Origin of the sequence: Pantoea sp. S61, from assembly GCF_016625145.1 — a bacterium.
Lineage (GTDB): Bacteria > Pseudomonadota > Gammaproteobacteria > Enterobacterales > Enterobacteriaceae > Pantoea > Pantoea rwandensis_B.
In genome coordinates, this window is sequence record NZ_JACVUO010000002.1 from 22352 (window position 1) to 48991 (window position 26640).

Sequence of the window (26640 nt, forward strand, 5' to 3'; positions counted from 1 at the left end):
TTCCTTGTTCAGAGCCTTACCAGGTTTTACCAATGTTAAACTGGAACTGCTCTGACTTGTCTCCTTCGACTTTCTTCATCGGCTGAGCATATGAGAATACCAGCGGACCTAATGGCGACATCCATTGCAGTGCAACACCGGCAGAGACACGAATGTTATTCGGATCGCTGTAGTCCGGAATGCCCGCCGCACGTGTTTCTGCGGTGTTCTGCCATTTGGTATCCCAGACAGTACCGGCATCCATAAACACCGAGGTACGGACTGAGTTAGCGTATTTCTCGCTCAGGAACGGCGTTGGCGTGATCAGCTCAAGGCTGGCAATTGCCATTGCGTTACCACCCACCGCATCATCTGACTTACAGACGCCATTGGCATCCGTCAGGTTACAGGTGGAGGAGTGATCGTTCAGGTAAGCCGCTTTCGGACCAATGGTATTGGACTGGAAGCCACGAACCGTACTAGAACCACCGCCGTAGAAGTTCTCATAGAACGGCATCTCTTTTCCACCGAGCCCGTCACCATATCCGACACGGCCACGTCCCAGCACCACCCAGGTGCCATCACGGTTCAGTGGCACGTACTGCTGAGAATCCAACGTCGCTTTGTAGAAGGCGTTATCGGAACCTGGAATGGTCACTTTGCCGTTCAGGTTGGTACGGTTACCCCTGGTCGGGAAGAAACCGCGGTCCAGCGTGTTGTATGTCCAACCGTAGTTGAAGGTGAAGTCATCTGCAGAGAAATCACCTTTATCATTCAGCTCCTGATGACGGCCAACCGAGTCAAGATAACGCCACATCGCAATCTGTGGTTGCATGTTGGACAGGTCGTTATGTACGTAACCCAGGCCGACACGCAGCGTGTTATTCTCGTTAATTGGGAAGCCTAACGTGCCATCAACACCATAACTTTTGTTGGTGTAATCGGACAGGTCAGCATCATTCGCTTTAAAGTCGTTGTAGAACAAACGACCACCCAGGCTGACACCATCGACCGTGAAGTACGGATCGGTCAGTGAGAATTCAGCATAGGTCTGATAATCGTTTTTAGTCCCGCTGATGCCAACGGTATTACCGGTACCGAGCCAGTTATCCTGGGTTACACCCACCTGGAAGCTGACGCCACTTTCGGTGCCGTAACCCACACCAAAGTTGAAGGTACCGGTGTTACGCTCTTTCACTTTGTAAACCACATCGACCTGGTCAGGAGAACCTGGCACGCGCTGCGTGTCTACATCAACCGTTTCAAAGTAACCGGTACGGTTCAGGCGTTCTTTACCCTGATCAACCAGGTCGCTGCCCAACCATGCGCCTTCCATCTGACGCATCTCACGGCGCAGTACGGAATCTTTCGACGTATCGTTACCTTCGAAGCGCACTTTACGCACGTAATAACGGTTACCGGCATCCACATTGATATGCAGTTTAACGGTTTTGTCTGCATCGTTAATTTCCGGCTGTGTCACCACACGCGGATAGGCATAGCCATAACGACCCAGCAGTTTTTTGATGTCGTCTTCCATCTGGGTGACTTTGGTGCCGTTGTACAGCTCACCCGATGGAATACGCGTCATCTTTTCGATTTCCGCAGAGTGGCCCGCCATGCTGCCGTTCACGATCACGCCAGCAATCTTATACTGATCGCCTTCGTTGATGTTCACGGTGATGTAGATGCCTTTTTTATCTGGCGTCAGGCTCACCTGAGTGGAATCGATGTTGAAGCGCGCATAACCGCGATCCAGATAGAAGCTACGCAGAGTCTCAAGATCCCCGGCCAGCTTTTGTTTCTGGTATTTACGATCGCCTACCACGTTCCACCACGGCACTTCATCACGCAGAGAGAAGCGCGAGATCAATTCGTCAGAACTAAAGGCTTTGTTGCCAACGATGTTGATCTGCTGAATCTGAGCAGACACGCCTTCCTGGAAGACGAATTTCAGATCCACACGGTTACGGGGCAGCGGTGTCGCAATCGCTTTCACGCTGGCGGTGTATTTACCGACGCTGTAGTAGAAGTCTTCCAGGCCCTTCTCAATCGAAGAAAGCGTGGTGCGGTCGAGTGCTTCACCGACGCGCACACCAGAAGCTTCAAGGTTCTGCTTCAGCTGATCTTCTTTCACCGCTTTGTTGCCGGAAAAAGTGATGCTGGCAATGGTCGGACGCTCTTTCACCTGAACAATCAGGGTTGTTCCATCACGCAGAACCTGAACATCTTCAAAGTTGCCGGTGGCGAACAGAGAGCGAATGGTGTTTCTGACGTCATCGTCAGAAATGGTATCACCGACACGTACGGGCATGCTGAGCAGAGCCGCGCCGACGGCGACTCGCTGGAGACCTTCGAAATGAATGTCCTTCACTACGAAATCGTCTGCACCGTAAACGGTGGCGCTGCTAAACAGCAGCGACGCTATGAGCAACTTTTTCATCGCCATCGTTGTTATGCGTTTTCCTAACACATCCCGCGCCTGTCCGCAGTCCAGCTATTACAGACGTGAGAAATCATTGAAAAGTGCAAGCCCCATTAATAACACCAGCAGAATTGAGCCAATGCGATAACTGAAGTCCTGAACTCGCTCGGACACCGGTCCACCTTTGATCTTTTCGATCGCCAGAAAGAGCAGATGTCCACCATCTAATACCGGCAGAGGGAACAGGTTGATGATCCCCAGATTGACGCTGATCAGCGCCAGGAACATCAGATAGTAAATCACCCCGTATTCCGCTGATAACCCTGCACCTTGCGCAATCGAAATTGGCCCGCTCAGATTATTCAGCTTCACATCCCCGGTAATCAACTTGCCCAGCATTGAGACCGTTAACTTCATCAGTTGCCAGGTTTTGACACTGGCTTCACCGATAGCGGCAAAGGGCCCATACTGCCTAACCGTTTTATACTCGTCCGGCAGCGGAATGACGCGTGGAATCACTCCCGCAAAGCCTTCCGCTTCATTGCCCGGTTTCGCTTCTGGCGTTAACGTCAACGCCACGAGTTCGCCGTTACGTTCCACATCCAGCGCCATGTTTTTGCGCGGATTATCGCGTACCTGCGCCGCAAAAGCCTGCCATTGTGTTAACGGCTGACCATCGACTTTAACGATCCTGTCGCCTGCTTGCAAACCGGCAGCGCTGGCCGGCGAATTTGCCTGCACTTCAGCTAAGGTCGTTTCGATTTGTGGCCCACGAGGACGAATCCCTAATGCCACAACCGGGTCCTGTTTATCCGGTTCGAACTGCCATTCGCGCAAATCGACCTGCTTCTGCTGCGTGGCATCTTCACCGAATTGCGAGACGGTAAGCGTGGTACTGCTGTCGCCGATTTTTCCGATCAGCGCCATGCGCACTGCATCCCAATCAGGCGTTTCGATACCATCTACCGCTTTAAGTTCCATGCCGGAGGTAATTTGCGCTTCAGCCGCGACGGAACCGTTCAGAATTTCGCCAACAACCGGACGCACACCGGGTACGCCGTGGATAAAGACGACCCAATAAGCGAAGACGGCAAAGATGAAGTTAGCAATGGGACCGGCCGCAATGATCGAAGCACGCTGCAGCACAGTTTTATTGTTGAAGGCCTGATGGCGAAGTTCAGCGGGAACGCTCTCTACGCGCTCGTCGAGCATTTTGACGTAGCCGCCAAGCGGGATCAGGGCAATGACGTATTCAGTGCCCTGACGGTCGCTACGACGCCACAACGCTTTGCCAAAGCCAATCGAGAAACGTTCGACTTTGACACCGCAGCGGCGGGCGACCCAAAAGTGGCCGAATTCGTGCACGGTGATGAGTACGCCAAGTGCCACGATAAAGGCGACAAAACTCCAGAGTATGCTCAACATTGTCGCTAATCCTCAGAGGGTGCGGAACACCAGCAGCAGCAGGCAGGCAAAAACCGGCACCGCAGCGGTCAGGCTGTCGATACGATCGAGGATACCACCGTGACCCGGAATCAAGTTACCGCTGTCTTTGATGCCCGCTTCACGTTTGAACATGCTCTCGGTCAAATCACCCAGTACCGAAGCCAGCGTAGCAATAACGGCACAGATAATCAGCGTACCCGGCGCCACGGAAAGCGGAGCCAGCAGCGCAAACAGCCAGGCGATAATCGCGGATGACAGCAGGCCGCCAAAGAAGCCTTCCCAGGTTTTACCCGGTGACACTTTTGGCGCCAGCTTATGTTTACCAAACAAACGGCCAAACATGTAAGCGCCAGAATCTGCGCCCCAGACCAGCAGCATCACAAACAGCAGCCACCATGCTCCCGCAAAGTGATCGGTATCGTAATGATACTGGCGCAGCGCCATCATTCCCCAGAAGAAGGGAATCACGGTCAGGATGCCGAATAGCACGCGGAGTGGGCGCGAAGTGCGCCACAACGCCGCAGAGGCAGGATAAAACAGCACGAGAAACAGGGCGACAATCCACCATCCCAGCGCGGCCCAAAGTGAGCCTTCCATCTGGAACTGGTGCAAATTGCGTTGATAGGGTTGCAGAGTGAACAGCATCACTGAGAGCAATAGGCCGCATAGCACGGCGAGCCAGATACGCTGCTGACGTGTCTTCATACCCGCCAGCTGCCCCCATTCCCAGGCGGCAAGCATACAGATGATGATGGTGGTAATCGCAAATCCGGACAGCGGCAACCAAAACAGAGCAGCGATCACCAGCGGAATCAAAATAAGCGCGGTGATCAGACGAGACTTCAGCAAAGGTTACCCCCAGATTGCTCAGGCGCCGCCTGGTGCCGCGCCGCCAAAGCGTCGCTCCCGCGAAGAGAATGCATTCAGTGCACCTTCAAAAACGTGTTCATCAAAATCAGGCCAAAGAACATCGGTAAACCAAAACTCAGCATAGGCGATCTGCCACAGCAGGAAGTTGCTAATCCGATGCTCTCCCCCGGTCCTTATCACTAAATCCACCGGCGCCAGCTCCTGCATACACAGATAGGGAGCCAGACTTTCTTCGGTTATCTGGTCAGGACGTAATAAACCTTCCTGAACCTGTTCAGCCAGTTTTCTGGCACCCTGGATAATATCCCAACGGCCGCCATAGTTGGCAGCAATGTTGAGGGTGAGTCCATTATTTTGCTGAGTCAGTTCCTCGGCGCGACGAATGCGTTCCTGAATACGATTATTGAAACGACTGATATCGCCAATCACGCGCAGACGCACGTTGTGTTTGTGCAGGCTTTTGACTTCGCTGTCGAGCGCCCAGACAAACAATTCCATTAAGGCCGTCACTTCCTGTACCGGTCGGCTCCAGTTTTCACTGCTGAACGCATAGAGCGTGAGCGCTTCCAGTTTATGGCTGACCGCAAAGCTGACGGCCCGGCGTACTGATTTTACCCCGGCTTTGTGGCCTGAAATACGCAGTTTGCCCTGATTTTTTGCCCAGCGACCATTACCATCCATAATGATGGCCACGTGACGTGGCGTGCAGTACGACTCGTCATCGATTGTGTTGTGATTGTTGGACGACATAACGCGTAATAATTCCTTTCATCAGAAATGCTGTGGTTTCTGAATACATTGCGCCTGCGGCAAACCCCGGCATCGCTACCAGATGACATCGAAACAATGTCGGGCCGAAAAACGCGAGCGAGCGACTATACCATTTTCACCCTGAGCGAACAAATAGCGGGAAGTATCAACCTGCTAAACGAAAGCGTGGTAGCAATTCTGTGGCACAGATACGCGCTAACCGATCGATCTCCATCACATCCTCAATGCTGCCCGGTTCCTGGCACATCAGGGACGCCAGCACTTCGCTGTTGATGGCGGCGATGTCGGTAAAGCGAATCTGATGCTGCAGAAATGCCGCGACGGCCACTTCGTTTGCCGCATTCAGCGTGGTGGTGGCGGCCTGCCCTGTTGAGCAAGCATCGATTGCCAACTTCAGGCAGGGATAGCGCTCATAGTCCGGCTCTGCAAACGTCAGTGACTTCATTCGCGTGAAATCGAGTGGCGTTACGCCGGCCGAAATACGTGCTGGCCATGCCATGCTGTGCGCGATGGGGGTTCGCATATCAGGCGATCCCAGCTGCGCCAGCACACTGCCATCGCAGTAACGCACCATGGAGTGAATCACCGACTGCGGATGCAGGATGACTTCCATCTGTGCGTCAGTGGCATTAAATAGCCAGCGGGCTTCAATGTATTCAAGACCTTTATTCATCATGGTGGCCGAATCAACGGAGATTTTACGTCCCATTGACCAGTTCGGATGCGCACACGCTTGATCTGGCGACATAGCGGCCAAATCCGCTAATGGCGTGTCACGAAAAGGGCCACCCGATCCCGTAAGGAGAATAGAATCAATGCCATTCTCTCGCAGATCAGCGTACCCCAACTGATGCTGTATGGAAGCGGGTAAACTCTGAAAAATGGCGTTGTGCTCGCTGTCAACCGGCAACAGCTGCGCCTTGTGATGACGCACGGCCTCCATAAACAGGCGGCCGCACGTGACAAGTGACTCTTTATTCGCGAGTAAAACGGTTTTGCCAGCACGAATCGCGGCAAGCGTGGGTTGCAGCCCGGAGGCGCCAACAATAGCCGCCATCACCTGATCCACTTCATCGAGTGCAGCCAGCTCGCAAGCCGCCTGAACGCCGGAGAGCACTTCGGTAGGAAGATTCAATGCTCTCAGTCGCTCACGCAGCGCTTGTGCGGAGGCTTCATCAGACATCGCCGCATAGCGTGGGGTAAATTGCTGACACTGTTCAGCCATCAGCGCTACGTTTTGACCCGCCACCAGCGCGGTGACCTGGTACAGATCTGGATTGGCTGCGATGACGGCCAGCGTGCTGGTACCAATCGAGCCGGTGGAACCCAGCAGAGTTAATCGCTTCATCATGCTATCCCTGTGACGTCGTGGATCGTGCCTGCAACAGCGCCAGGCACAATGTAAAACGCCGCCAGAGTCGCACAACGTCTCTGAACGGCGTTTTATACCCGTCATACTTCAAGCTGCAGGTGCGTTGGCTACGCTCATTCACCCCAGTCACTTACCTGAGTAAGCTCCTGGGAATTCATTCTCTTGCCGCCTTCCTGCACCCTGAATTATTTTGGGTATAGGTAATCTGATGGAATTAGAAATCCATCAGTTCCTTTTCTTTTTCGGCCAATGCGACATCAACATTTTTGATGTAGCCATCGGTCATTTTCTGGATCTCATCCTGCGAGCGACGTTCGTCGTCTTCGCTGATCTCTTTGTCTTTCAGCAGTGCTTTGATCTTGTCGTTAGCATCACGGCGCACGTTACGAACAGAAACACGCCCCTGCTCCGCTTCACCACGCACGACCTTGATCAGATCTTTACGACGCTCTTCGGTCAGCGCTGGCAGTGGCACACGAATATCGGTACCTGCTGAGCTTGGGTTCAGACCCAGGTCAGATGCCATAATCGCTTTTTCAACGGCCGGGCTCAGTGAGCGGTCAAACACGTTGATTTTCAGCGTACGAGAATCTTCTACCGTGACGCTAGCCAGCTGACGCAAAGGCGTAGGTGTACCGTAGTAAGGCACCATAATGCCGTCGAGCAGTGAAGGCGAAGCACGACCGGTGCGCACTTTGCTGATTTGGTTTTTGAATGCATCCACGCATTTTTCCATGCGCGTGTCGGCATCTTTTTTAATGTCGTTAATCACGTTAAAACCCTTGGATTCGGTTTGACCTGGCCATTTCCGGGCAACCCGGAAGTGGTATCGATAAACATCGATCATCCTGAAAGCTGCGCGATGCCACTGCATCGCGCCAACAGAATATACCTTATTTTATCTTGCGTCGGGTATTAATGCGTAATCAGAGTGCCTTCTTTTTCACCCATCACTACGCGACGCAGTGCGCCAGGCTTGTTCATGTTGAAGACGCGGATCGGCAATTGATGGTCGCGAGCCAATGTAAAGGCCGCCAGATCCATCACTTTCAGCTCTTTATCCAGTACTTCGCCATAGGTCAGCTGCTCATACAGCGTCGCGTCCGGGTTTTTCACCGGATCATCTGAATAAACACCGTCAACTTTGGTGGCTTTCAACACCACATCGGCTTCGATTTCGATGCCACGCAGACAAGCGGCGGAGTCAGTGGTAAAGAACGGGTTGCCAGTACCGGCGGCGAAAATCACCACGCGGTTATTGCGCAGCAGGCTGATTGCTTCTGCCCAGCTGTAGTTATCACACACGCCATTCAGCGGAATCGCGGACATCAGACGCGCGTTAACATACGCACGGTGCAATGCGTCTCGCATTGCCAGACCGTTCATCACGGTTGCCAGCATACCCATATGATCGCCGACCACACGGTTCATGCCTGCCTGTGCCAGGCCAGCGCCACGGAACAGGTTACCGCCACCAATAACCACACCCACCTGGATGCCCAGCTCAACCAGCTCTTTCACCTCTTGCGCCATACGGTCAAGCACGCTCGCGTCAATACCAAAACCTTCGGCACCTTGCAGTGCTTCGCCACTCAGTTTTAGCAGGATACGTTGATATACAGGTTTTGCGTTGGTCGCCATGGTCAATTCTTCCTGGAAGATATGATGAATGAGAAGTTAAATCTGATCGATCATCCGCTTAGCGAACGAAAAAAGCTATTGGGATGAGACTGAAAAGTGGTCCACGCAAAACGCAGACAAAAAAGAACCGCCTTCCGGCGGTTCTTTCGGAGCATTAAGACTGTTTGGACATTGCAGCAACTTCTGCTGCGAAGTCAGCTTCAACTTTCTCGATGCCTTCGCCCACTTCGAAGCGGATGAAGTTAATCACGTCTGCGCCTTTCTCTTTCAGAGCCTGGCCAACAGTTTTGCTTGGATCGATAACGAAAGCCTGACCGGTCAGAGAAACTTCGCCGGTGAATTTCTTCATGCGGCCTTCAACCATTTTCTCTGCGATTTCTTTAGGCTTGCCAGACTGCATGGCGATGTCCAGCTGAACCTGGTACTCTTTCTCGACCACATCAGCAGACACGTCTTCTGGCTTAACAAATTCTGGCTTGCTTGCAGCTACGTGCATAGCAACTTGCTTGCTCAGCTCTTCATCAGCACCGGTGGTTGAAACCAGAACGCCGATACGTGCGCCGTGCTGGTAGCTGTTCAGCTGTGCACCTTCCAGGATAGCAACACGACGGATGTTGATGTTCTCACCGATTTTAGCAACCAGCGCTACGCGTTCTTCTTCGAACTGCGCTTTCAGAGCTTCAACATCAGTCACTTTACCTGCAGTGGCTGCATCCAGCACTTTGTCAGCGAAAGCCTGGAAACCAGCATCTTTAGCTACGAAGTCGGTCTGGCAGTTAACTTCCAGAATCACTGCGTAACCGTCAGCAATTTTGGTTTTGATCACGCCGTCAGCAGCAACGTTGCCTGCTTTCTTAGCGGCTTTGATCGCGCCAGATTTACGCATGTTCTCAATCGCCAGCTCGATGTCGCCGTTCGCTTCGGTCAGCGCTTTTTTGCAATCCATCATGCCTGCGCCAGTACGCTCACGCAGTTCTTTTACCAATGCAGCGGTAATTTCAGCCATTCCAGAATCCTCGATTCGTCTCTGTGTGCGTTAACACTGTCAGAAACTTGTTGCGGAAAATTTACTCTGCCCCGCTTACCCGAAAGAAGCGTGACAAACTTAGATAAATAAAAGGGGCCTGTGCGGCCCCCTTAACAGATAACATCTGATGTCTAAGGGCTCTTAGAAAGAGCGAACCTTATTAAGCTTCAGCAGCTTCTTCAGCCTGCTCAGCCAGATCCTGTGAACGGCCTTCGCGCACGGTAGTCGCAACAGCAGTCAGGTACAGGCTTACAGCACGGATCGCATCGTCGTTACCAGGGATAACGAAATCAACGCCATCTGGATCAGAGTTGGTATCAACGATAGCAAATACTGGGATACCCAGGTTGTTTGCTTCTTTGATTGCGATGTGTTCGTGGTCAGCGTCAACAACGAACAGTGCATCCGGCAGACCGCCCATATCTTTGATACCGCCCAGGCTGTTTTCCAGCTTGGCCAGTTCACGAGCACGCATCAGTGCTTCTTTTTTGGTCAGTTTGTCGAAAGTACCGTCCTGAGACTGAGTTTCCAGATCTTTCAGACGCTTGATTGACTGGCGAACAGTTTTCCAGTTGGTCAGCATACCACCCAACCAGCGGTGGTTAACGAAGAACTGGTCGCAGCTCAGAGCTGACTCTTTTACAGATTCGGCAGCAGCGCGCTTAGTACCAACGAAAAGGATTTTGCCTTTACGTGAAGAGATCTTCTGCAACTCAGCCAGAGCTTCGTTGAACATTGGTACAGTTTTCTCAAGGTTGATGATGTGAACCTTGTTACGAGCACCGAAGATGAATGGCTTCATTTTCGGGTTCCAGTAACGGGTCTGGTGACCAAAGTGAACACCAGCCTTGAGCATGTCGCGCATTGAAACAGTTGCCATGATTACCTCTAAAGTATGATTGGGGTTGGGCCTCCATGTATCCCATACAACCGACCTCTTTCAAGGCACCCCGGCGTATGTGTCGATACATGTGTGTTTTAGTACACATAATGAGTTTTATGCGTTTCCTGCCAGCCAACGAAACGAAGGTGACAGAGAATCGTCGGCGCGCTTTATACCATAATGCGCAGGAATACGCCAACAGTTGTTAGCAGCTTGAGCGAGGAGTCATCCCGATTTGGCAGCCTAATGACTGACTGCTAACATGACTGCCACAGAACTCATTATTGTCGAAAATGTCGGCAATTGCGGATTATTTAATGGCCATTTCAATCAAAACCCCTGAAGAAATCGAAAAAATGCGCGTGGCGGGCCGTCTGGCTGCTGAAGTGCTGGAAATGATCGCCCCGCACGTGGTGCCGGGTGTGACCACAGGTGAACTCGACCGTCTCTGCCACGATCACATCACGAATAAGCAGCAGGCTATCTCAGCCTGCCTTGGCTATCACGGCTTTCCGAAATCAGTGTGTATTTCGGTTAACGAAGTGGTGTGCCACGGCATCCCGAGCGATGATCGCGTATTAAAAGATGGCGATGTGGTCAACGTCGACGTCACCGTGATCAAGGACGAGTATCACGGCGATACCTCGAAAATGTTCATCGTCGGCAAACCGACTATTCAAGGCGAGCGCCTGTGCCGTGTCACCCAGGAAAGCCTCTACATTGCGCTGCGTCTGGTTAAACCGGGCATCCGCCTGCGTGAGTTGGGCCGTGCGATTCAGCAATATGTTGAAGCACAGGATTTCTCTGTGGTACGTGAATACTGCGGCCACGGCATCGGCAAAGGTTTCCACGAAGAGCCACAGGTGTTGCACTATGATGCCGATGACGGCGGCGTGGTGTTGCAGGCGGGGATGACTTTCACCGTTGAGCCGATGGTCAATGCCGGTGATTATCGTATCCGCACCATGAAGGATGGCTGGACCGTAAAAACCAAAGATCGCAGCTTGTCCGCGCAGTATGAGCATACTATTGTGGTGACAGAAAACGGCTGTGAGATTCTTACGCTGCGTGAAGATGACACCATTACTGCGGTGCTTGAAAACAACGCGTAACGTTCTTCAAGACAGTACCAGGCCGGCATAATGCCGGCCTTTTTTATGGCGCTTACGAGGCATGTCGATGAGTGGTAGCGTGACCGAAGCAGTACACAAAGGCCTGACTGATTCCCCCGCCAGCTGGCCCGATGAAGCCCTGACGCGTGACAAATTAAAACTCTATCTGGAGCAATTCCAGCAGCATCTCGGTATGGCCTTTGATGCCGGTACTGACGTTGAATCACTGATTGATGCCCGCACGCTATTTATCGATCGTCTGTTGCGCCGACTGTGGCGCTTCTACGGCTTCGATAAAATGAAAGAGATTGCGTTGGTTGCGGTGGGCGGTTATGGCCGTGGTGAACTGCATCCGCTCTCCGATATCGATGTCTTGATACTCAGCCGCCAGCCACTGGATGACGCGGCCGCGCAACGCACCAGCGAACTCCTGACGCTGATGTGGGATTTAAAACTCGAAGTTGGCCACAGTGTGCGCACGTTGGAAGAGTGCTTGCTGGAGGGCTTGTCCGATCTTACTGTCGCCACCAACCTGATTGAATCCCGCATGCTGACAGGCGATGTCGCCCTGTTCCTTGAGTTGCAGAAGAACATTTTCAGCGATGGCTTCTGGCCGTCCTCTCGCTTTTTTGCGGCAAAGATTGAAGAGCAACAGGAACGTCATCAGCGCTACCACGGCACCAGCTACAATCTCGAACCCGATATCAAAAGCAGTCCCGGCGGCCTGCGCGACATCCACACCTTACAGTGGGTGGCGCGCCGCCACTTCGGTGCCACCACCATGGATGAGATGGTGGGGTTTGGCTTTATCACGGAGGCCGAGCGCAATGAAATTAATGAATGCCAGGAGTTCCTCTGGCGGATTCGCTTTGCGCTGCACTTAACGTTACCACGCTACGACAACCGCTTATTGTTTGATCGCCAGCTCACTGTGGCACAGCGGCTCAACTATCTCGGCGAAGGCAATGAGCCGGTTGAGCGCATGATGAAAGATTTTTACCGGGTGACGCGCCGCATCGGTGAGCTCAATCAGATGCTGCTACAGCTGTTTGATGAAGCGATCCTCGCACTCTCCACCACCGAGAAACCGCGCAGCATTGATGATGATTTCCAGCTGCGCGGCAATTTAATCGATCTGCGTGACCCCACGCTGTTCGAACGTGAACCGCAGGCCATTCTGCGCATGTTCTATGTGATGGTCCGTAATGAGAACATCACCGGCATTTACTCCACCACGCTACGTCACTTGCGCCATGCGCGTCGTCATCTGAAGCAGCCGCTGTGCCAGATTGCCGAAGCGCGTGACACCTTTATGGCGATTCTGCGCCATCCGGGCGCGGTAAAGCGAGCGCTGGTGCCGATGCATCGCCACAGTGTCCTTTGGGCGTATACGCCGCTGTGGGGCAATATTGTCGGCCAGATGCAGTTTGACCTGTTCCATGCTTACACGGTGGATGAGCACACCATTCGCGTCCTGCAAAAGCTGGAAAGCTTCGCCAACGAAGCCACGCGTCCGATGCACCCATTGTGTGTAGAACTCTGGCCGCGTTTGCCACAGATCGAACTGCTGCTGATGGCTGCCTTGCTGCACGATATCGCCAAAGGGCGCGGCGGTGACCACTCGATTCTGGGGGCGCAGGACGCGCTTGATTTTGCCGAATTGCATGGGCTCAACTCGCGGGAAACGCAGTTGGTGGCCTGGCTGGTGCGCCATCATCTGTTGATGTCGGTCACCGCCCAGCGTCGCGATATTCAGGACCCAACGGTGATTCAGCAGTTCGCTGAAGTCATGCAGAATGAAAACCGCCTGCGTTATCTGGTGTGTCTCACCGTGGCCGACATCTGCGCCACCAACGAAAGCCTGTGGAACAGCTGGAAGCAGAGCCTGCTGCGTGAACTGTTCTTCGCGACCGAAAAACAGCTGCGTCGCGGCATGGAAAACAGCCCGGACTTGCGCGAACGCGTACGTCATCATCGCTTACAGGCCCTCGCGCTGTTGCGGATGGAAAACCTCAACGAAGAGCGCCTGCACCATATCTGGAGCCGCTGCCGTGCTGACTATTTCCTGCGTCACACGCCGAATCAGCTGGCATGGCACGCGCGTCATCTGATCGACCACGATCTCACCAAACCCCTGGTGCTGGTCAGCCCGCAGGCCACACGCGGTGGGACTGAAATCTTTATCTGGAGCCCGGACCGCCCTCACCTGTTTGCCGCAGTAGCCGGTGAACTGGACCGCCGAAACCTGAGCGTGCACGATGCCCAGATCTTTACCAGCCGCGACGGCATGGCGATGGATACCTTCATTGTGCTGGAGCCGGATGGCAGTCCGCTGGCCGCCGATCGTCATCCGATGATTATGCAGGCACTGGAGCAAGCGATTACCCAAACCGAGTGGGTGCCGCCGCGCACTCGTCGCCAGTCTGCACGACTTAAGCACTTCAGTGTCGATACCGAAGTGAATTTCCTGCCGACGCACACTGACCGTCGCAGTTATCTGGAATTGGTGGCGCTGGATCAGCCAGGCTTACTGGCGCGTGTAGGGGAAGTGTTTGCCGACCTCGGCGTTTCTCTGCACGGCGCGCGCATCAGTACGATTGGCGAACGAGTTGAGGATCTTTTCATCCTGGCGGACAGCGAACGGCGCGCACTTGATGTAGAAATGCGCAATGTGCTGCAACAACGGTTGACAGAGGCCCTCAATCCAAACGATAAACTGTGACCTGGCTTCCATCCTTAACGCTGCAGGTGCGTTGGCTTTATTGCCCGGCCCTTCCATGGGCCTCACCCCTGCGGGGCCAGCGCGAGCGCTGTTCAAAACACACCTCGTGTTTTGTCCTGCAACGTGAATGATGTTTGCCAGGCAATTTTACTATGTACGCTTTTTTGCGTGCATTCCGTTATGACAGAATCAGGAAAAAAATATGCAACAGTTACAGAGCGTTATCGAATCTGCCTTTGAGCGCCGCGCCGATATCACGCCAGCCAGCGTGGACAGCGTGACCCGTGAAGCCATTGAACAGGTTATCGGCCTGCTGGATAGCGGCGAACTGCGCGTGTCTGAAAAGATCAACGGAGAGTGGGTAACGCATCAGTGGCTGAAGAAAGCAGTGCTGCTGTCGTTCCGCATCAATGACAACCAGGTGATGGAAGGCGCAGAAACCCGTTTTTACGACAAAGTCCCAATGAAGTTCGCGAACTGGGATGAAGCACGCTTCAAAAATGCGGGCTTCCGCGTTGTCCCACCTGCTGCCGTGCGTCAGGGCGCGTTCATTGCACGTAACACCGTGCTGATGCCTTCTTACGTCAACATCGGCGCTTACGTTGATGAAGGCACCATGGTTGACACCTGGGCCACCGTAGGTTCTTGTGCGCAGATCGGTAAAAATGTTCACCTGTCTGGCGGCGTCGGCATCGGCGGTGTTCTGGAGCCACTGCAGGCTAACCCAACCATCATCGAAGACAACTGCTTCATCGGCGCACGTTCTGAAATCGTTGAAGGCGTGATCGTTGAAGAAGGTTCAGTGATCTCCATGGGCGTTTACATCGGTCAGAGCACCAAAATCTACGATCGTGAAACTGGTGAAGTGCATTACGGCCGCGTGCCAGCGGGTTCAGTGGTGGTATCGGGCAACTTACCGTCTAAAGATGGTAGCTACAGCCTGTACTGCGCCGTGATTGTGAAGAAAGTGGACGCTAAAACGCTGGCGAAAACCGGCATCAACGAACTGCTGCGCACCATCGACTAAGTCAGACTTGAGTCAAAACATCCGCCAACGGGCCTGTATTCAGGCCCGTAATTTTTTCTTTACACTCTTGCCTTAACTACCTGCTTCGCGCCGCGAATTATCTGGTGCGTTTATTTTTCAAACAGTTCATAATCCGCGCCAGTTAACTCCGGTCGCGCACTGTTCATCCCGGTTTTTGTGTCTACAGTTGATTAAGTATGCCGTAAGCGTTCCGGTTGCTGCGTATCTGCCGCATCCCGAATGATGATGATAGTCCTGCGCGCTCACCCACTCTTAGATGGAATATAAACGCTATGTACGACAACCTGAAAAGCTTAGGTATCAGCTCTCCTGAAGACATCGACCGTTACAGCCTGCGTCAGGAAGCCAGCAACGACATTCTGAAAATCTATTTCCGCAAAGACAAAGGTGAATTCTTCGCCAAAAGCGTGAAATTCAAATACCCGCGTCAGCGTAAAACCGTTGTGGCCGATCACACCAGCCAGGGCTATAAAGAAGTACAGGAAATCAGCCCGAACCTGCGTTACGTGATCGATGAACTGGACCAGATCTGCCAGCGCGATCAGGTTGAAGTCGATCTGAAGCGCAAAATCCTCGCCGATCTGCGTCATCTGGAAAACGTGGTATCGAATAAGATCGCTGAAATTGAATCCGATCTGGATCAACTGACCCGCAACGGTCGTTAATTTCCCTCCGCGTTCCCAGGGCCAGCTTATGCTGGCCTTTTTTTTGCCTTGTTTCAGTTTTATCTGGGCCTGTTTCACCTATCTGAATTCATAATCCCTGGCTAGTATCGGGTTATGTCTGACTTCAGGTATAACAAAAACTATGCAATTCGCAGCCATCATCTCAGGACAGCGCGGTCTGGATGTTCATATCGCCGGTGACCTCGCGCAAAAAATTCTCTCAGGAACGCTTAAAGCCGGTGATGTTCTGCCCAGTGAAGTGGAACTGTGCAGCCACTTTGGCGTCAGCCGAACGGCCGTGCGTGAGGCGCTCAAACTGCTCTCTTCGAAGGGATTAATAGAATCGCGCCCCAAGCTCGGCACACACGTTCGCGACCGCACATACTGGAATCTGCTTGATGTGCAACTGCTGGAATGGATGCAGAGCATCGAATCTACGGCAGAGATGTATCAACAGTTTCTGGCCTTCCGTGAGGCTATCGAACCGCAGGCCGCCAGACTGGCTGCACTTCACGCCACGCAGGCTCAACGCACCGAACTTTCTCTGTTATTCCGCGAAATGATCGCTGTATGCGCGGCGAGTACATTCGATCTTGCTCGCTGGCTTGAGGCAGACAGTGCCTTTCATCGCCTGATCTTTCACTCAACGGACAACTGTTTTTACATCCCGTTCGGTAATTTGCTGGAAACCATCTTTAAATGCTTCTTTACCTGGCCTTCCAGCGCACAGGATATTTTTTTGGACGAACACCGTAAGATTTATGAAGCGATCATGATTGGTGATGCCGATGCTGCGCACAGGGCATCGATGAGTCTAATGCTTAACAGCACGCAGCCTCGGATATAACCTTCCCATCACCGATACGTGGGTGGCCGCGATAACAACCACACATCACGCAGCGCTTCTCTTTCCGCTCCGCGCGCTGCAGGGCTGGTATTGGCCGTCGATTGCGTTTCGATCGCGCGATGGATCCAACGCTGATAGCGGTCGCTGTTCAGGCTGTTATCTGTGAGCGTAAGAAGCGGAATCAAGCGCAGACTGACACGATCGCGATTTTTCCATGGCCAGGTTTTGCTGCTATCACTGAAAGGTGCCATGTAATCCAGCGCACTCAACAGCGAACCACCCTGCTGATGATAGTGCCAGAGATCGCCGGTTCCGCTTCGCTGTGACAACTGCGCAAGGCTCGTCAGTGCCTGCAAATTGAAATAGCTATAATGGAACGAGCGCGTGCGCGCCAGTTCCAGTGGCTGCGTTCCGTCCGCACGAATTTGCCCGGCGATTTTATCCTGAGCTAAAACCACCATCTGCTGAATGACCTGAGGTTGATACAAATACCACGCGATGCCCGCCACCTGAGCCGCATACCAACTGCCATGGTTATTGGGCGCATCACGCTCGCCTTGTGCCAACTGACTGTGCAATAGCCAGTCGAGATAATCGCTAAACCATGCCTGCAGTGCAGCCTGATCCTGTTGGCGCCAGCCGGGCGAATCCTGCAGTAGCTGCAGTGCATCCACTATGCGCGTGGCAAAGTAACGCCCATCCAGCACACCGGTGTGGCGGCCCTCAGCCTTACCCGGCACGCCCTGAGCATAATTAAGATTGGGATTCATGCGGGTGGCGGGATCGATAAACCAGCTGCGAATCATCGATTGGGCTTTGGCTGCATAACGGGTTTCGCCGGAGAAATACCAGGCAAGCGCCAATGCCTGCACGTCTGCGGTGAAACGAGCCAGACGCACACCATCGCTTTGATCGTTTTTACTCGCCGGATTGACCGCACCATCACGACGTTCCCATGGCAAGCCATTGGGCTTGTCGGGATTCGGCCACCAGTAAGCACTCAGGCTGAGATAATCATGGCGGGAACCGCTGGGAGGTAATATCTCTTTCTGCGTCACGCTGGGATTGGGCTGTTTAAGCGCGCGATCGGCAGCCTGCTTGAGTTGCTGCCACGCCTGCTCAGTCTGTGGCGCAGCCTGATGATTTTGCAGCACAGTTCGCGTCTGTTGCATCTCTTCGCCAGATAAAAAGGCCAGCGAAACAGCTTTGGCATGACAGGTCGCAGTCACCAGCAAGCCGGCCAACAGCCAGACCAGGCGCACATTCAATCGGGACATCTTCCTCTCCTGGCCATGCTAAGGGCTAGCTCTGTTCATCCAGTTGCAGCGCCACATACAGCAGCAATCGATCGTCAAAATTGCCGAGGTTCAATCCGGTCAGCTCGGAAATGCGGTTCAGGCGATACTCGAGCGTATTACGATGGATAAACAGTGCGCGTGCCGTGGCGCTTGGCTGCACGTTATGACTGAACCACGCCACCAGCGTACGCCGCAATAATCCATTATTATCATTGGCTTTGAGTTTCGCCAACGGACGCGCCAGTTCATTCGCTTGCCAGCCACCGCGCAGGCTATCCAGCAGTACGGGGAGCACCAAATCCTGATAGAAGAAGCTGCGCTGTTCCGGCATGCGCTGTTTACCCACCATCATGGTGGTGCGCGCCGTACGGTAGGAACGCGCAATACTGCCAGGACCGGTAAAGAAATTACCCAGCGCGATGCGCATTCGCACCTGCCCACTCTCTTTCATACGCTGTAATAACTGATCCACGCGACGGCGATGATCGTCTTGATCGTAACGGCCGTGGGCGTTGAGCGCCGGTTTCAACACCACCATTTCAGTGAGTGAGACGATAGCAATCAGGTTGTCACGATCCGGCGTTGTCAGCAGTGTTTGTAACTGCTGCAATTCCGACATCGCACTGTCAACGCCAAGCTGGCCGCTGTCGACTTCCACCACCGCCACCACGCGCGGTTGATTGAGATCGATGCCCAGGCGCTGCGCCCACTCGCTCAACGCCGGTGAAAGCGTATCGCTACGAATCAGGTTCAGCACCAGCTCTTCGCGCAAACGGCTATCCTGCGCCAGCATGTGCAACAGCCGCGCTTGTTCCAGCATCATTTCGGCGGTCATACACACCAGTTCACCGTAGTGACGCAGCGCTGTCGGCTGGCCGGTCAGGCCAATTACACCGACAATCTCACCATCAATACGCAACGGCAGGTTAATGCCAGGACGCACGCCGTGCAGATGTTTCGCCACGGCCTCATCAATGTCCACTACCCTTCCCTGCGATAACACTAGCAGCGCACCTTCGTGCAATTCGCCAATACGCTCACGATCGCCGCTGCCAATAATACGGCCGCGTGCATCCATCACGTTGACATTACTGTCAATAATTTGCATGGTGCGGGCAACAATATCCTGAGCCAGTCGCGCATCGAGATGATAGGTGGCCATCAATCACTCCAGAGAAAGGGAAGAATTGACAGAATACGCATCCCACGCACGCCTGGCATTGTGCAACTGCACATAGCCGGATAGAGAATACGGGAATTGCGGTAGGCGTCACATTGCGAAACGGACATCTGCACAATGTGGACCACACTAAAATGGTGTTGATGCTAGCCAATGGCGCAGTTCTGCTGACAAAAACAAAAAAGGCGAGCCGAAGCTCGCCTGTACTCAATTATCTAAGACTTACTGCATCAGCAGATAAAGGCTGCTGTCACCACGCTGCACGTTCAGGGCCAGCACAGACGGTTTGGTGTCGAGAATTTTGCGCAGTTCACCAAGGTTGGCAATCGCCTGCTGGTTAACGCCCATAATCACGTCACCTTTCTTCAGACCAATACGCGCTGCAGCACTGCCCGCCTTCACATTATCCACGCGCACGCCTTTCTGGCCGTTGCTGTCGATATTGCTCAGGTCGGCACCTTCAATGCCAGTGTAGATAGTGGCGGACTGCACTTTTTCCTGCGAACTCTGCTGCAGTTCAACCGTGATAGTCACCGGTTTACCGTCACGTAAAAGACCCAGCTGCAGTTTGGTGCCCACTGGCAGTGAGCCCACTTCTGCACGCAGCGCGGCAAAACTGGTCAACGGTTTGCCATTCATCGACACCACGACATCGCCGGCTTTCACACCCGCTTTTGCCGCTGCTGAGTTAGGCAGAACCTGGCTAACAAAGGCACCACGCTGGGCATCGACTTTCATCGCTTTCGCCAGCTCCGAGTTTAACTCGGTACCCATAATGCCCAGCTCGCCACGCTTAACCTGGCCATACTCGATCATCTGCGCCGTCAGGTTTTTCACCATCGCACTTGGGATAGCAAAGCCGATACCGATATTGCCGCCGTCTGGTGCCAGAATCGCGGTGTTAATCCCGATCAGCTCACCGTTCAGGTTCACCAGCGCACCACCAGAGTTACCACGGTTGATGGCGGCATCGGTCTGGATGAAGTTCTCGTAGTTCTCGACGTTGAGGCCGCTACGACCCAGTGCAGAAACAATACCGGAGGTCACCGTTTCACCGAGGCCATACGGGTTACCGATCGCGACCGTGTAATCACCGACGCGTAAGTCATCGGAGTCAGCGATCTTAATCGCCGTCAGGTTCTTCGCGTCCTGCAGTTGAATCAGAGCGATATCAGACTGCGGATCTTTACCAATCACTTTGGCGTCATAGCGACGGCCATCGCTCAGCTGCACCTGAATTTTGGTGGCGTTATCCACCACATGGTTGTTGGTGACGACATAGCCTTTATCGGCATTAATCACGACACCCGAACCGAGCGCACGGAATTTTTGCTGTTGGGTGTTGGCGCCGCCGTTGTCACCGCCCTGGCTACCATCACCGCCGCCCTGGCACATTGGCGAGCTTTGGAATGGCGAACCGTCCTGGCAGAATGGCGAGTTATCACCAAAAAATTGCTGGAATTGCTGCGGCATGCGTGGGGTTTTCACCGTGGTGCTGCCTTCAACGCTAATACTCACCACGGAAGGCATCACTTTTTCCAGCATCGGCGCCAGGCTTGGCAACTGTTGGTTCGAGGAGGAAGCACTTTCCGCCGCGAAACTGACAGGGCTCAATGCCATGCCCAGACTAAGCGCCAGCGCACTTAACATTAATGTGCTTTTTTTCATTTGTCTGTGTCTCTCTAAGATTTACGGCCAGACCATTGCTGTGGTCGTGATGGTGAGATTAAGTTTTTAGCGCGAAGTTCCTAATGAAGTTTTGGGCAAAGGTAAAAATTTATTCTTCATCTTTACAAAACTCAGCTTATTCCACGGCCATCAAACGACGATACTCATCCCACGCATAATTGTCTGTCATCCCGCTGATATAGTCCTGAATCAACCGCGAACGATAATAACGCTCCCACAACAAGCGTTGATATTTATGCTCGACAATCAGTGCCCGCATCTGCTGCTGATAAGCTTTTCGATGTTTTCCTGAAAGCTTATGAAACAGTCGCGTTTCAATCGGATATTTCGGCAGAAAATCGTCGTTCATCAGCGTAGTAAATTGTTCATAATCCAGCAACATTAATGACTGATAGATTTCCAGCAGCCCTTTTATCACCCGATAGCCTTGTAATTCGAGCTGTTCAACTTCTGGATGATTAAATACCTGCTGGCGCGCCACGGTTTTAAATAATTTCAACAGACGGCCTTCATCACCGTCATCTTCCAGCAGCGCATGATTGAAATTCCCTTCAAAAATAGCCGGAAGGTTATCGACAAAACGGCGCACGGCATGGCTAACCAACACATTTTGCACGTTAACTCGTAATGACATGAAAAATTGATCGCTCAGGCTACGGCGTTTTTTCTGGTTGGCTTCCTTCCATGCCTCGCTCACTGTGCGACTGAACGCATCACCACTATTTACCGTCCCCCAGGCTTTAAGCAGAGACTTATACAAGGTCTCAACATCAAAAATGTCTTTTTCGACCGCGTCATCTAAATCGGCAATACAGTATGAGATATCGTCAGCGGCTTCCATAATCCAGGTAAGTGGATAGCGATGATGCTCTTTAATATGGGTGGCTGCGCGTAAGTCAGCCACATATTCACGTTCGGACAAATAAAAACCCGGTTTTTTCATCAGCACGCTAAATTCTGCCGGCTTATCGCCCTGCCACCATGCGGGGGCAGTATATTTTAAAATACAGGCCACCTGCGCATAGCTAAGATTGAGCTGCAGCAGCGTATGCACCAGGCGAATTGCCTGTGCATTGCCTTCGAAGTGGCACAAATCCTGACGAATCATTGCATTTAGCTGGTTAAAATCGGCGCGCTGATGCTCATCTGCCACGCCCGCCACCAGCGGGTCCACGAGTTCAAGAGGCAGGTTGTCGTCAAACCAGTCATTGATGGCGGCTTCACCAAAGTGACCAAACGGCGGATTACCCACGTCATGCAGCAGGCAGGCCATCTCAATCAGACTCTCAAACGCGCCTTCAAACTCATCCAGCCCGTAATGTGCCAGTCCGCCGCCTTGCGTTTTCAGGTATTGCAGGATCTCTTTGGTGATATAGCGCCCGGTTTGCTGCACTTCCAGCGAGTGGGTCAAACGCGAACGCACCGCTGCATTACGCTCCAGTGGAAATACCTGAGTCTTTTGTTGCAGACGGCGGATCGCGGCAGAATTGATGATGCGGCCACGGTCACTCTCAAAGTGCCGTGTAATAAAGTATTCGCCCTCAGGATCTTTGCGGCTGGTATAAGGGCGGGTGAAACTGATCTTATTTTTGAAATTGATCGGCGCCATCATTACCCCTTATTTTTTGGTGAATTCATCCTCTGCCAGCCATGGTAGACTATGCCTCACTTTTAAGCTTTACATCCATAACTACAGCGAGATTCTTTATGAAAGCAGGCATTATTGGCGCGATGGAGCAGGAAGTCACCCTGCTGCGTGACAAAATCGAAAACCGTCAGACGCTGACGCTGGCTGGTTGTGAAATTTATACCGGCACGCTGAACGGTGTTGAGGTTGCTCTGCTGAAATCAGGCATCGGTAAAACCGCGGCGGCGCTCGGCACGACCCTGCTGCTGGAGCTGTGCAAACCCGATCTGGTGATCAATACCGGCTCTGCGGGTGGTCTGGCCGCTTCACTGAAAGTGGGCGATATCGTGGTCTCCGATGAAGTGCGTTATCACGATGCCGACGTTACCGCATTTGGTTACGAACCGGGTCAGATGGCCGGTTGCCCGGCAGCCTTTGTGGCGGATGAAAAATTGATCGCCGCTGCAGAGCAGGTGATTAAGCAGCTGGATCTCAAAGCGGTGCGCGGTTTAGTGGTCAGCGGTGATGCCTTCATCAACGGTGCTGAGCCACTGGCACGCATTCGCACCACCTTCCCACAGGCGATCGCCGTGGAGATGGAGGCCACCGCCATCGGTCACGTTTGCCACCAGTTCAAGGTGCCGTTTGTTGTGGTGCGTGCAATTTCCGATGTCGCGGACAAAGAATCCCACCTGAGCTTTGATGAGTTCCTGGTTGTTGCCGCTAAGCAATCGTCGCTGATGGTGGAAAACCTGCTGGCACAACTGGCGCGTGGCTAAATATTGGCTTCTGGGGCTATTGCTGATCGGCAATAGCCTGTTTGCCGCTGCCCCGCGCGTTATCACGCTATCGCCCCATCTCACCGAACTGGCTTTCGCTGCAGGCATTACGCCGGTAGCGGTCAGCGCCTATTCAGATTTTCCGGCGCAGGCCCAACAGCTAGAGCAGGTGGCAAACTGGCAGGGCATCAACGTTGAACGCATCCTGCAACTGAAACCGGATGTGGTGCTGGCCTGGCGCGGCGGCAATCCGCAGCGGCAGATCGATCAACTGCAACGTCTGGGCATTAAAGTCGAATGGATTGATCCGCAGACCATTGATCAGATGATTGATGCGCTAGCAGCGCTCAAACCGTGGAGTCCACAGCCTCAGCAGGCGGCGGCTGCCGCACAGGCGCTGCGCCAGCAAGAGGATGATCTGCGTCAACAGTATCAACAACGCACGCCGATCCCCCTGTTTTTGCAGTTTGGTCAACAGCCGCTGTTTACTGCATCGCGTAATACGTTGCAAAACGAAGTGATCACGCTGTGTGGCGGTAAAAATATCTTTGCTGACAGTCGCGTAAGCTGGCCACAGGTGAGCCGTGAGCAAGTGCTGGCGCGTCATCCCCAGGCGATTGTGATTGGCGGTGACCGTGCGCAAGCCGCGAATATTGTGAAATTCTGGCAACCACAACTGGCGGTGCCGGTGATTGCCATTAACGATGACTGGCTGAGCCGACCGGGTCCGCGTATCCTGCTGGCAGCCAAACAGCTGTGTGCAGATTTACATCCGGCGAAAAATAGCACCAAAAAAGATTAAAGATTCGGCAAAAATTGTCGAAAATCAAAATACAAGGCACTGCGGCCACGTATGCTCGGTGCCCTTTTTGCGCAACGCGCAACTTTTGACTTCACCAGGAATTATCAATGACCAGAGCACTGCTCCTGGCCATAGGGCTCGCGATGGCTGCGCCAATTGGCGCGGCGACCTCCACCGGCTCTATTGCCGTCACGCTGACACTCTTTTCCCGCTGCGATATCTCGCGCCAAAGCGAACAAACATTGCCATCGATTGATTGTGGACGTCACTTCAGTGCACAGCCGCGCGTGACCGAAAGCGTGCTTAAACGCGATGGGAAGCGTCGTGAGACGTCACGATTAGTGACTGTTGAGTGGTAAAGTTCTGACCGCCAGAACGGCGGTCAGAAAAGGGATCAGATGCTGAAGGAAGAGCCGCAACCGCAAGTGGTTTTCGCGTTCGGGTTTGTCACGATAAAACGTGAACCCTCAAGACCTTCGGTGTAATCAACCGAACCGCCCACCAGATACTGCAGGCTCATTGGATCAACAACCAGCGCCACGCCCTGCTTTTCAATGGTCATGTCGCCGTCATTCATTTGATCGTCAAACGTAAAACCGTACTGGAATCCACTGCAACCGCCACCGGTGATGTACACGCGCAGTTTCAGCTCTGGATTTTCTTCATCCGCGATCAAATTTTTTACTTTTTTCGCTGCTGCTTCAGTGAATTGCAAAGGCAGCGCTGCTACGTCGTCACTCATGTTTTACTCCGGGTAAACGTCCAGGTCAGAAAACGACCTTAATTCCGCTATTATCTGCCAGCCGCCCAGTGCAATCAAGTACTGCGCTTGACACTGTGTGCCGCCTGCGCTGCGCTAAAGTATAGCTTTAAAAGGCTTTCGCACCCGCTTGCCTTTCTAATCAGGCGACTCTTCCCTTAGAATGGCGCCAGAATTTTTTTCCAGAACAGCAGGAGCCGAGCAATGAGTAAGTCAGAAAACCTGTATGCCGAAGCGCAACGCCTGATCCCTGGCGGTGTGAACTCCCCGGTACGTGCTTTTACCGGTGTGGGCGGCGTGCCGCTGTTCATCGAACGCGCCGACGGCGCTTATCTGTATGACGCCGATGGCAAAGCCTACATCGACTATGTCGGTTCATGGGGCCCAATGGTGTTGGGGCATAACAACGCCAATATCCGCAATGCGGTGATTGAAGCGGCATCTCGTGGTTTAAGTTTCGGTGCCCCAACCGAAATGGAAGTGAAAATGGCCGAGCTGGTGTGTGAGCTAGTGCCAAGTATGGACATGGTGCGTATGGTGAACTCCGGCACCGAAGCCACCATGAGCGCCATCCGTCTGGCCCGTGGCTTCACCCATCGCGATAAAATCATCAAATTTGAAGGCTGCTACCACGGCCACGCCGATTGCCTGCTGGTGAAAGCCGGTTCCGGCGCGTTGACTCTGGGCCAGCCAAATTCTCCGGGTGTTCCCGCTGATTTCGCTAAACACACCCTGACCTGCACCTATAACGATTTGGCGTCCGTGCGCGAAGCCTTCGAGCAGTATCCTGACGATATCGCCTGTATCATCGTTGAGCCGGTTGCCGGTAACATGAACTGCATCCCACCGCAGCCAGACTTCCTGCCGGGCCTGCGCGCACTCTGTGATGAATTTGGCGCACTGCTGATTATCGATGAAGTGATGACCGGCTTCCGCGTGGCGCTGGGTGGTGCTCAGGCTTATTACGATGTGACGCCGGATCTGACCTGCCTCGGCAAAATCATCGGTGGCGGCATGCCGGTGGGCGCATTTGGTGGTCGTCGTGATGTGATGGCTGCACTGGCGCCAACGGGTCCGGTTTACCAGGCGGGTACGCTTTCCGGTAACCCGATTGCCATGGCGGCCGGTTTTGCTTGTCTGACGCAGATTGCTCAACCAGGCACGCACAGCACCCTGACCGACCTCACCACCCAACTGTCTGAAGGCTTGCTGGCAGCAGCAAAAGCAGAAAACATTCCGCTGGTGATCAACCACGTTGGCGGCATGTTCGGCATTTTCTTCACCGATGCCGAGAGCGTAACCTGCTATGCCGACGTGACAAAATGCGACGTTGAGCGCTTCAAGCGCTTCTTCCACCTGATGCTGGAAGAAGGCGTTTACCTCGCACCTTCTGCTTTTGAAGCAGGCTTTATGTCACTGGCACACAGCCAGGAAGATATTCAGCGTACCATTGATGCGGCACGCCGCAGCTTTGCGAAGCTGTAAGCCATTAGCGGGCGCCATGAACGGCGCCCCTGCATTGATGTGCACGTCTGTCCCTTAGGCGCTGCTGCTCCGCATACACCTATTGCCGTAATTTGCGCATTTATCCTCAGCCGCCTTACAGACACCAAATGCCGTAGCTTGCGCATTTATCCGCAGCCACCTTACAGACACAGAATGCCGTAGCTTGCGCATTTATCCGCAGCCGCTTTACA

General features: G+C 53.4%; 23 protein-coding genes. 9 read left to right on the forward strand and 14 right to left on the reverse strand.

Annotated features, from left to right (window positions below):
* Window positions 1-16: 16 nt before the first annotated feature.
* From bamA to rpsB, 9 genes are all read right to left on the reverse strand, one after another.
* The gene (gene bamA, locus IAE30_RS05520; RefSeq protein WP_038648919.1) at window positions 17-2428 is read right to left on the reverse strand and encodes an outer membrane protein assembly factor BamA; all 2412 of its coding nucleotides are present in this window, start codon (window positions 2426-2428) and stop codon (window positions 17-19) included.
* A gap of 51 nt (window positions 2429-2479) precedes the next feature.
* Window positions 2480-3829: a sigma E protease regulator RseP gene (rseP, locus tag IAE30_RS05525; protein WP_038648921.1), complete on the reverse strand. Its 1350-nt coding sequence runs from the start codon at window positions 3827-3829 to the stop codon at window positions 2480-2482.
* A gap of 12 nt (window positions 3830-3841) precedes the next feature.
* Window positions 3842-4699 carry a phosphatidate cytidylyltransferase gene (gene cdsA / locus IAE30_RS05530; protein ID WP_038648924.1) on the reverse strand — a complete coding sequence of 286 codons (858 nt, stop codon included), beginning with the start codon at window positions 4697-4699 and terminating at the stop codon, window positions 3842-3844.
* A gap of 18 nt (window positions 4700-4717) precedes the next feature.
* Window positions 4718-5470 carry a (2E,6E)-farnesyl-diphosphate-specific ditrans,polycis-undecaprenyl-diphosphate synthase gene (gene ispU, locus IAE30_RS05535; RefSeq protein ID WP_034829480.1) on the reverse strand — a complete coding sequence of 251 codons (753 nt, stop codon included), beginning with the start codon at window positions 5468-5470 and terminating at the stop codon, window positions 4718-4720.
* 166 nt (window positions 5471-5636) lie between these two features.
* Window positions 5637-6839, reverse strand: coding sequence for a 1-deoxy-D-xylulose-5-phosphate reductoisomerase (gene ispC, locus IAE30_RS05540; protein ID WP_196250123.1), 1203 nt, complete (start codon window positions 6837-6839; stop codon window positions 5637-5639).
* A gap of 238 nt (window positions 6840-7077) precedes the next feature.
* Complete coding sequence (frr, locus tag IAE30_RS05545) at window positions 7078-7635, reverse strand: ribosome recycling factor (RefSeq protein ID WP_038648929.1); 558 nt, start codon at window positions 7633-7635, stop codon at window positions 7078-7080.
* A 143-nt stretch (window positions 7636-7778) separates the two neighbouring features.
* Window positions 7779-8504, reverse strand: a complete 726-nt coding sequence (pyrH, locus tag IAE30_RS05550) for a UMP kinase (RefSeq protein ID WP_034829488.1) — start codon at window positions 8502-8504, stop codon at window positions 7779-7781.
* 154 nt (window positions 8505-8658) lie between these two features.
* On the reverse strand, window positions 8659-9510 hold the full coding sequence (gene tsf, locus IAE30_RS05555) for a translation elongation factor Ts (RefSeq protein ID WP_038648932.1): 852 nt from the start codon (window positions 9508-9510) through the stop codon (window positions 8659-8661).
* 181 nt (window positions 9511-9691) lie between these two features.
* Window positions 9692-10411: a 30S ribosomal protein S2 gene (gene rpsB, locus IAE30_RS05560; protein WP_038648935.1), complete on the reverse strand. Its 720-nt coding sequence runs from the start codon at window positions 10409-10411 to the stop codon at window positions 9692-9694.
* A gap of 320 nt (window positions 10412-10731) precedes the next feature.
* Between rpsB and map the strand changes: the two genes are divergently transcribed.
* From map to IAE30_RS05585, 5 genes are all read left to right on the forward strand, one after another.
* Window positions 10732-11526 carry a type I methionyl aminopeptidase gene (gene map, locus IAE30_RS05565; protein WP_038648936.1) on the forward strand — a complete coding sequence of 265 codons (795 nt, stop codon included), beginning with the start codon at window positions 10732-10734 and terminating at the stop codon, window positions 11524-11526.
* Between the two features lie 67 nt (window positions 11527-11593).
* The gene (gene glnD / locus IAE30_RS05570) at window positions 11594-14248 is read left to right on the forward strand and encodes a bifunctional uridylyltransferase/uridylyl-removing protein GlnD (RefSeq protein WP_038648939.1); all 2655 of its coding nucleotides are present in this window, start codon (window positions 11594-11596) and stop codon (window positions 14246-14248) included.
* Between the two features lie 202 nt (window positions 14249-14450).
* Complete coding sequence (gene dapD / locus IAE30_RS05575) at window positions 14451-15275, forward strand: 2,3,4,5-tetrahydropyridine-2,6-dicarboxylate N-succinyltransferase (protein WP_038648942.1); 825 nt, start codon at window positions 14451-14453, stop codon at window positions 15273-15275.
* 293 nt (window positions 15276-15568) lie between these two features.
* Complete coding sequence (locus IAE30_RS05580) at window positions 15569-15961, forward strand: DUF3461 family protein (RefSeq protein ID WP_034829501.1); 393 nt, start codon at window positions 15569-15571, stop codon at window positions 15959-15961.
* Window positions 15962-16103: 142 nt separating this feature from the next.
* Window positions 16104-16808 carry a FadR/GntR family transcriptional regulator gene (locus IAE30_RS05585; protein ID WP_038648944.1) on the forward strand — a complete coding sequence of 235 codons (705 nt, stop codon included), beginning with the start codon at window positions 16104-16106 and terminating at the stop codon, window positions 16806-16808.
* Window positions 16809-16816: 8 nt separating this feature from the next.
* Here the strand turns inward: IAE30_RS05585 and IAE30_RS05590 are convergent, their stop codons facing one another.
* The 4 genes from IAE30_RS05590 to dgt form a co-directional block, all read right to left on the reverse strand.
* Complete coding sequence (locus tag IAE30_RS05590; RefSeq protein WP_200678433.1) at window positions 16817-18085, reverse strand: alginate lyase family protein; 1269 nt, start codon at window positions 18083-18085, stop codon at window positions 16817-16819.
* A 25-nt stretch (window positions 18086-18110) separates the two neighbouring features.
* Complete coding sequence (locus IAE30_RS05595; protein WP_100704645.1) at window positions 18111-19268, reverse strand: CdaR family transcriptional regulator; 1158 nt, start codon at window positions 19266-19268, stop codon at window positions 18111-18113.
* A gap of 240 nt (window positions 19269-19508) precedes the next feature.
* Window positions 19509-20954, reverse strand: coding sequence for a serine endoprotease DegP (gene degP / locus IAE30_RS05600; RefSeq protein WP_038648951.1), 1446 nt, complete (start codon window positions 20952-20954; stop codon window positions 19509-19511).
* 136 nt (window positions 20955-21090) lie between these two features.
* Window positions 21091-22584: a dGTPase gene (gene dgt, locus IAE30_RS05605; protein WP_038648953.1), complete on the reverse strand. Its 1494-nt coding sequence runs from the start codon at window positions 22582-22584 to the stop codon at window positions 21091-21093.
* A gap of 98 nt (window positions 22585-22682) precedes the next feature.
* On the opposite strand from dgt, the gene mtnN reads away from it, so the two are divergent.
* From mtnN to IAE30_RS05620, 3 genes are all read left to right on the forward strand, one after another.
* Complete coding sequence (gene mtnN, locus IAE30_RS05610; protein ID WP_038648956.1) at window positions 22683-23381, forward strand: 5'-methylthioadenosine/S-adenosylhomocysteine nucleosidase; 699 nt, start codon at window positions 22683-22685, stop codon at window positions 23379-23381.
* Window positions 23374-24183: a vitamin B12 ABC transporter substrate-binding protein BtuF gene (gene btuF, locus IAE30_RS05615; RefSeq protein WP_038648958.1), complete on the forward strand. Its 810-nt coding sequence runs from the start codon at window positions 23374-23376 to the stop codon at window positions 24181-24183. Before mtnN ends, btuF begins: the two co-directional genes overlap by 8 nt.
* A 107-nt stretch (window positions 24184-24290) precedes the next feature.
* Entirely contained in the window at window positions 24291-24542 is a 252-nt protein-coding gene (locus IAE30_RS05620; protein ID WP_200678441.1) for a hypothetical protein, read from the forward strand.
* Window positions 24543-24577: 35 nt separating this feature from the next.
* On the opposite strand, the gene erpA is transcribed toward IAE30_RS05620, so the two are convergent.
* The gene (erpA, locus tag IAE30_RS05625; RefSeq protein WP_034829523.1) at window positions 24578-24925 is read right to left on the reverse strand and encodes an iron-sulfur cluster insertion protein ErpA; all 348 of its coding nucleotides are present in this window, start codon (window positions 24923-24925) and stop codon (window positions 24578-24580) included.
* A 222-nt stretch (window positions 24926-25147) separates the two neighbouring features.
* On the opposite strand from erpA, the gene hemL reads away from it, so the two are divergent.
* Entirely contained in the window at window positions 25148-26428 is a 1281-nt protein-coding gene (gene hemL / locus IAE30_RS05630) for a glutamate-1-semialdehyde 2,1-aminomutase (RefSeq protein WP_038648963.1), read from the forward strand.
* Window positions 26429-26640 lie beyond the last annotated feature (212 nt).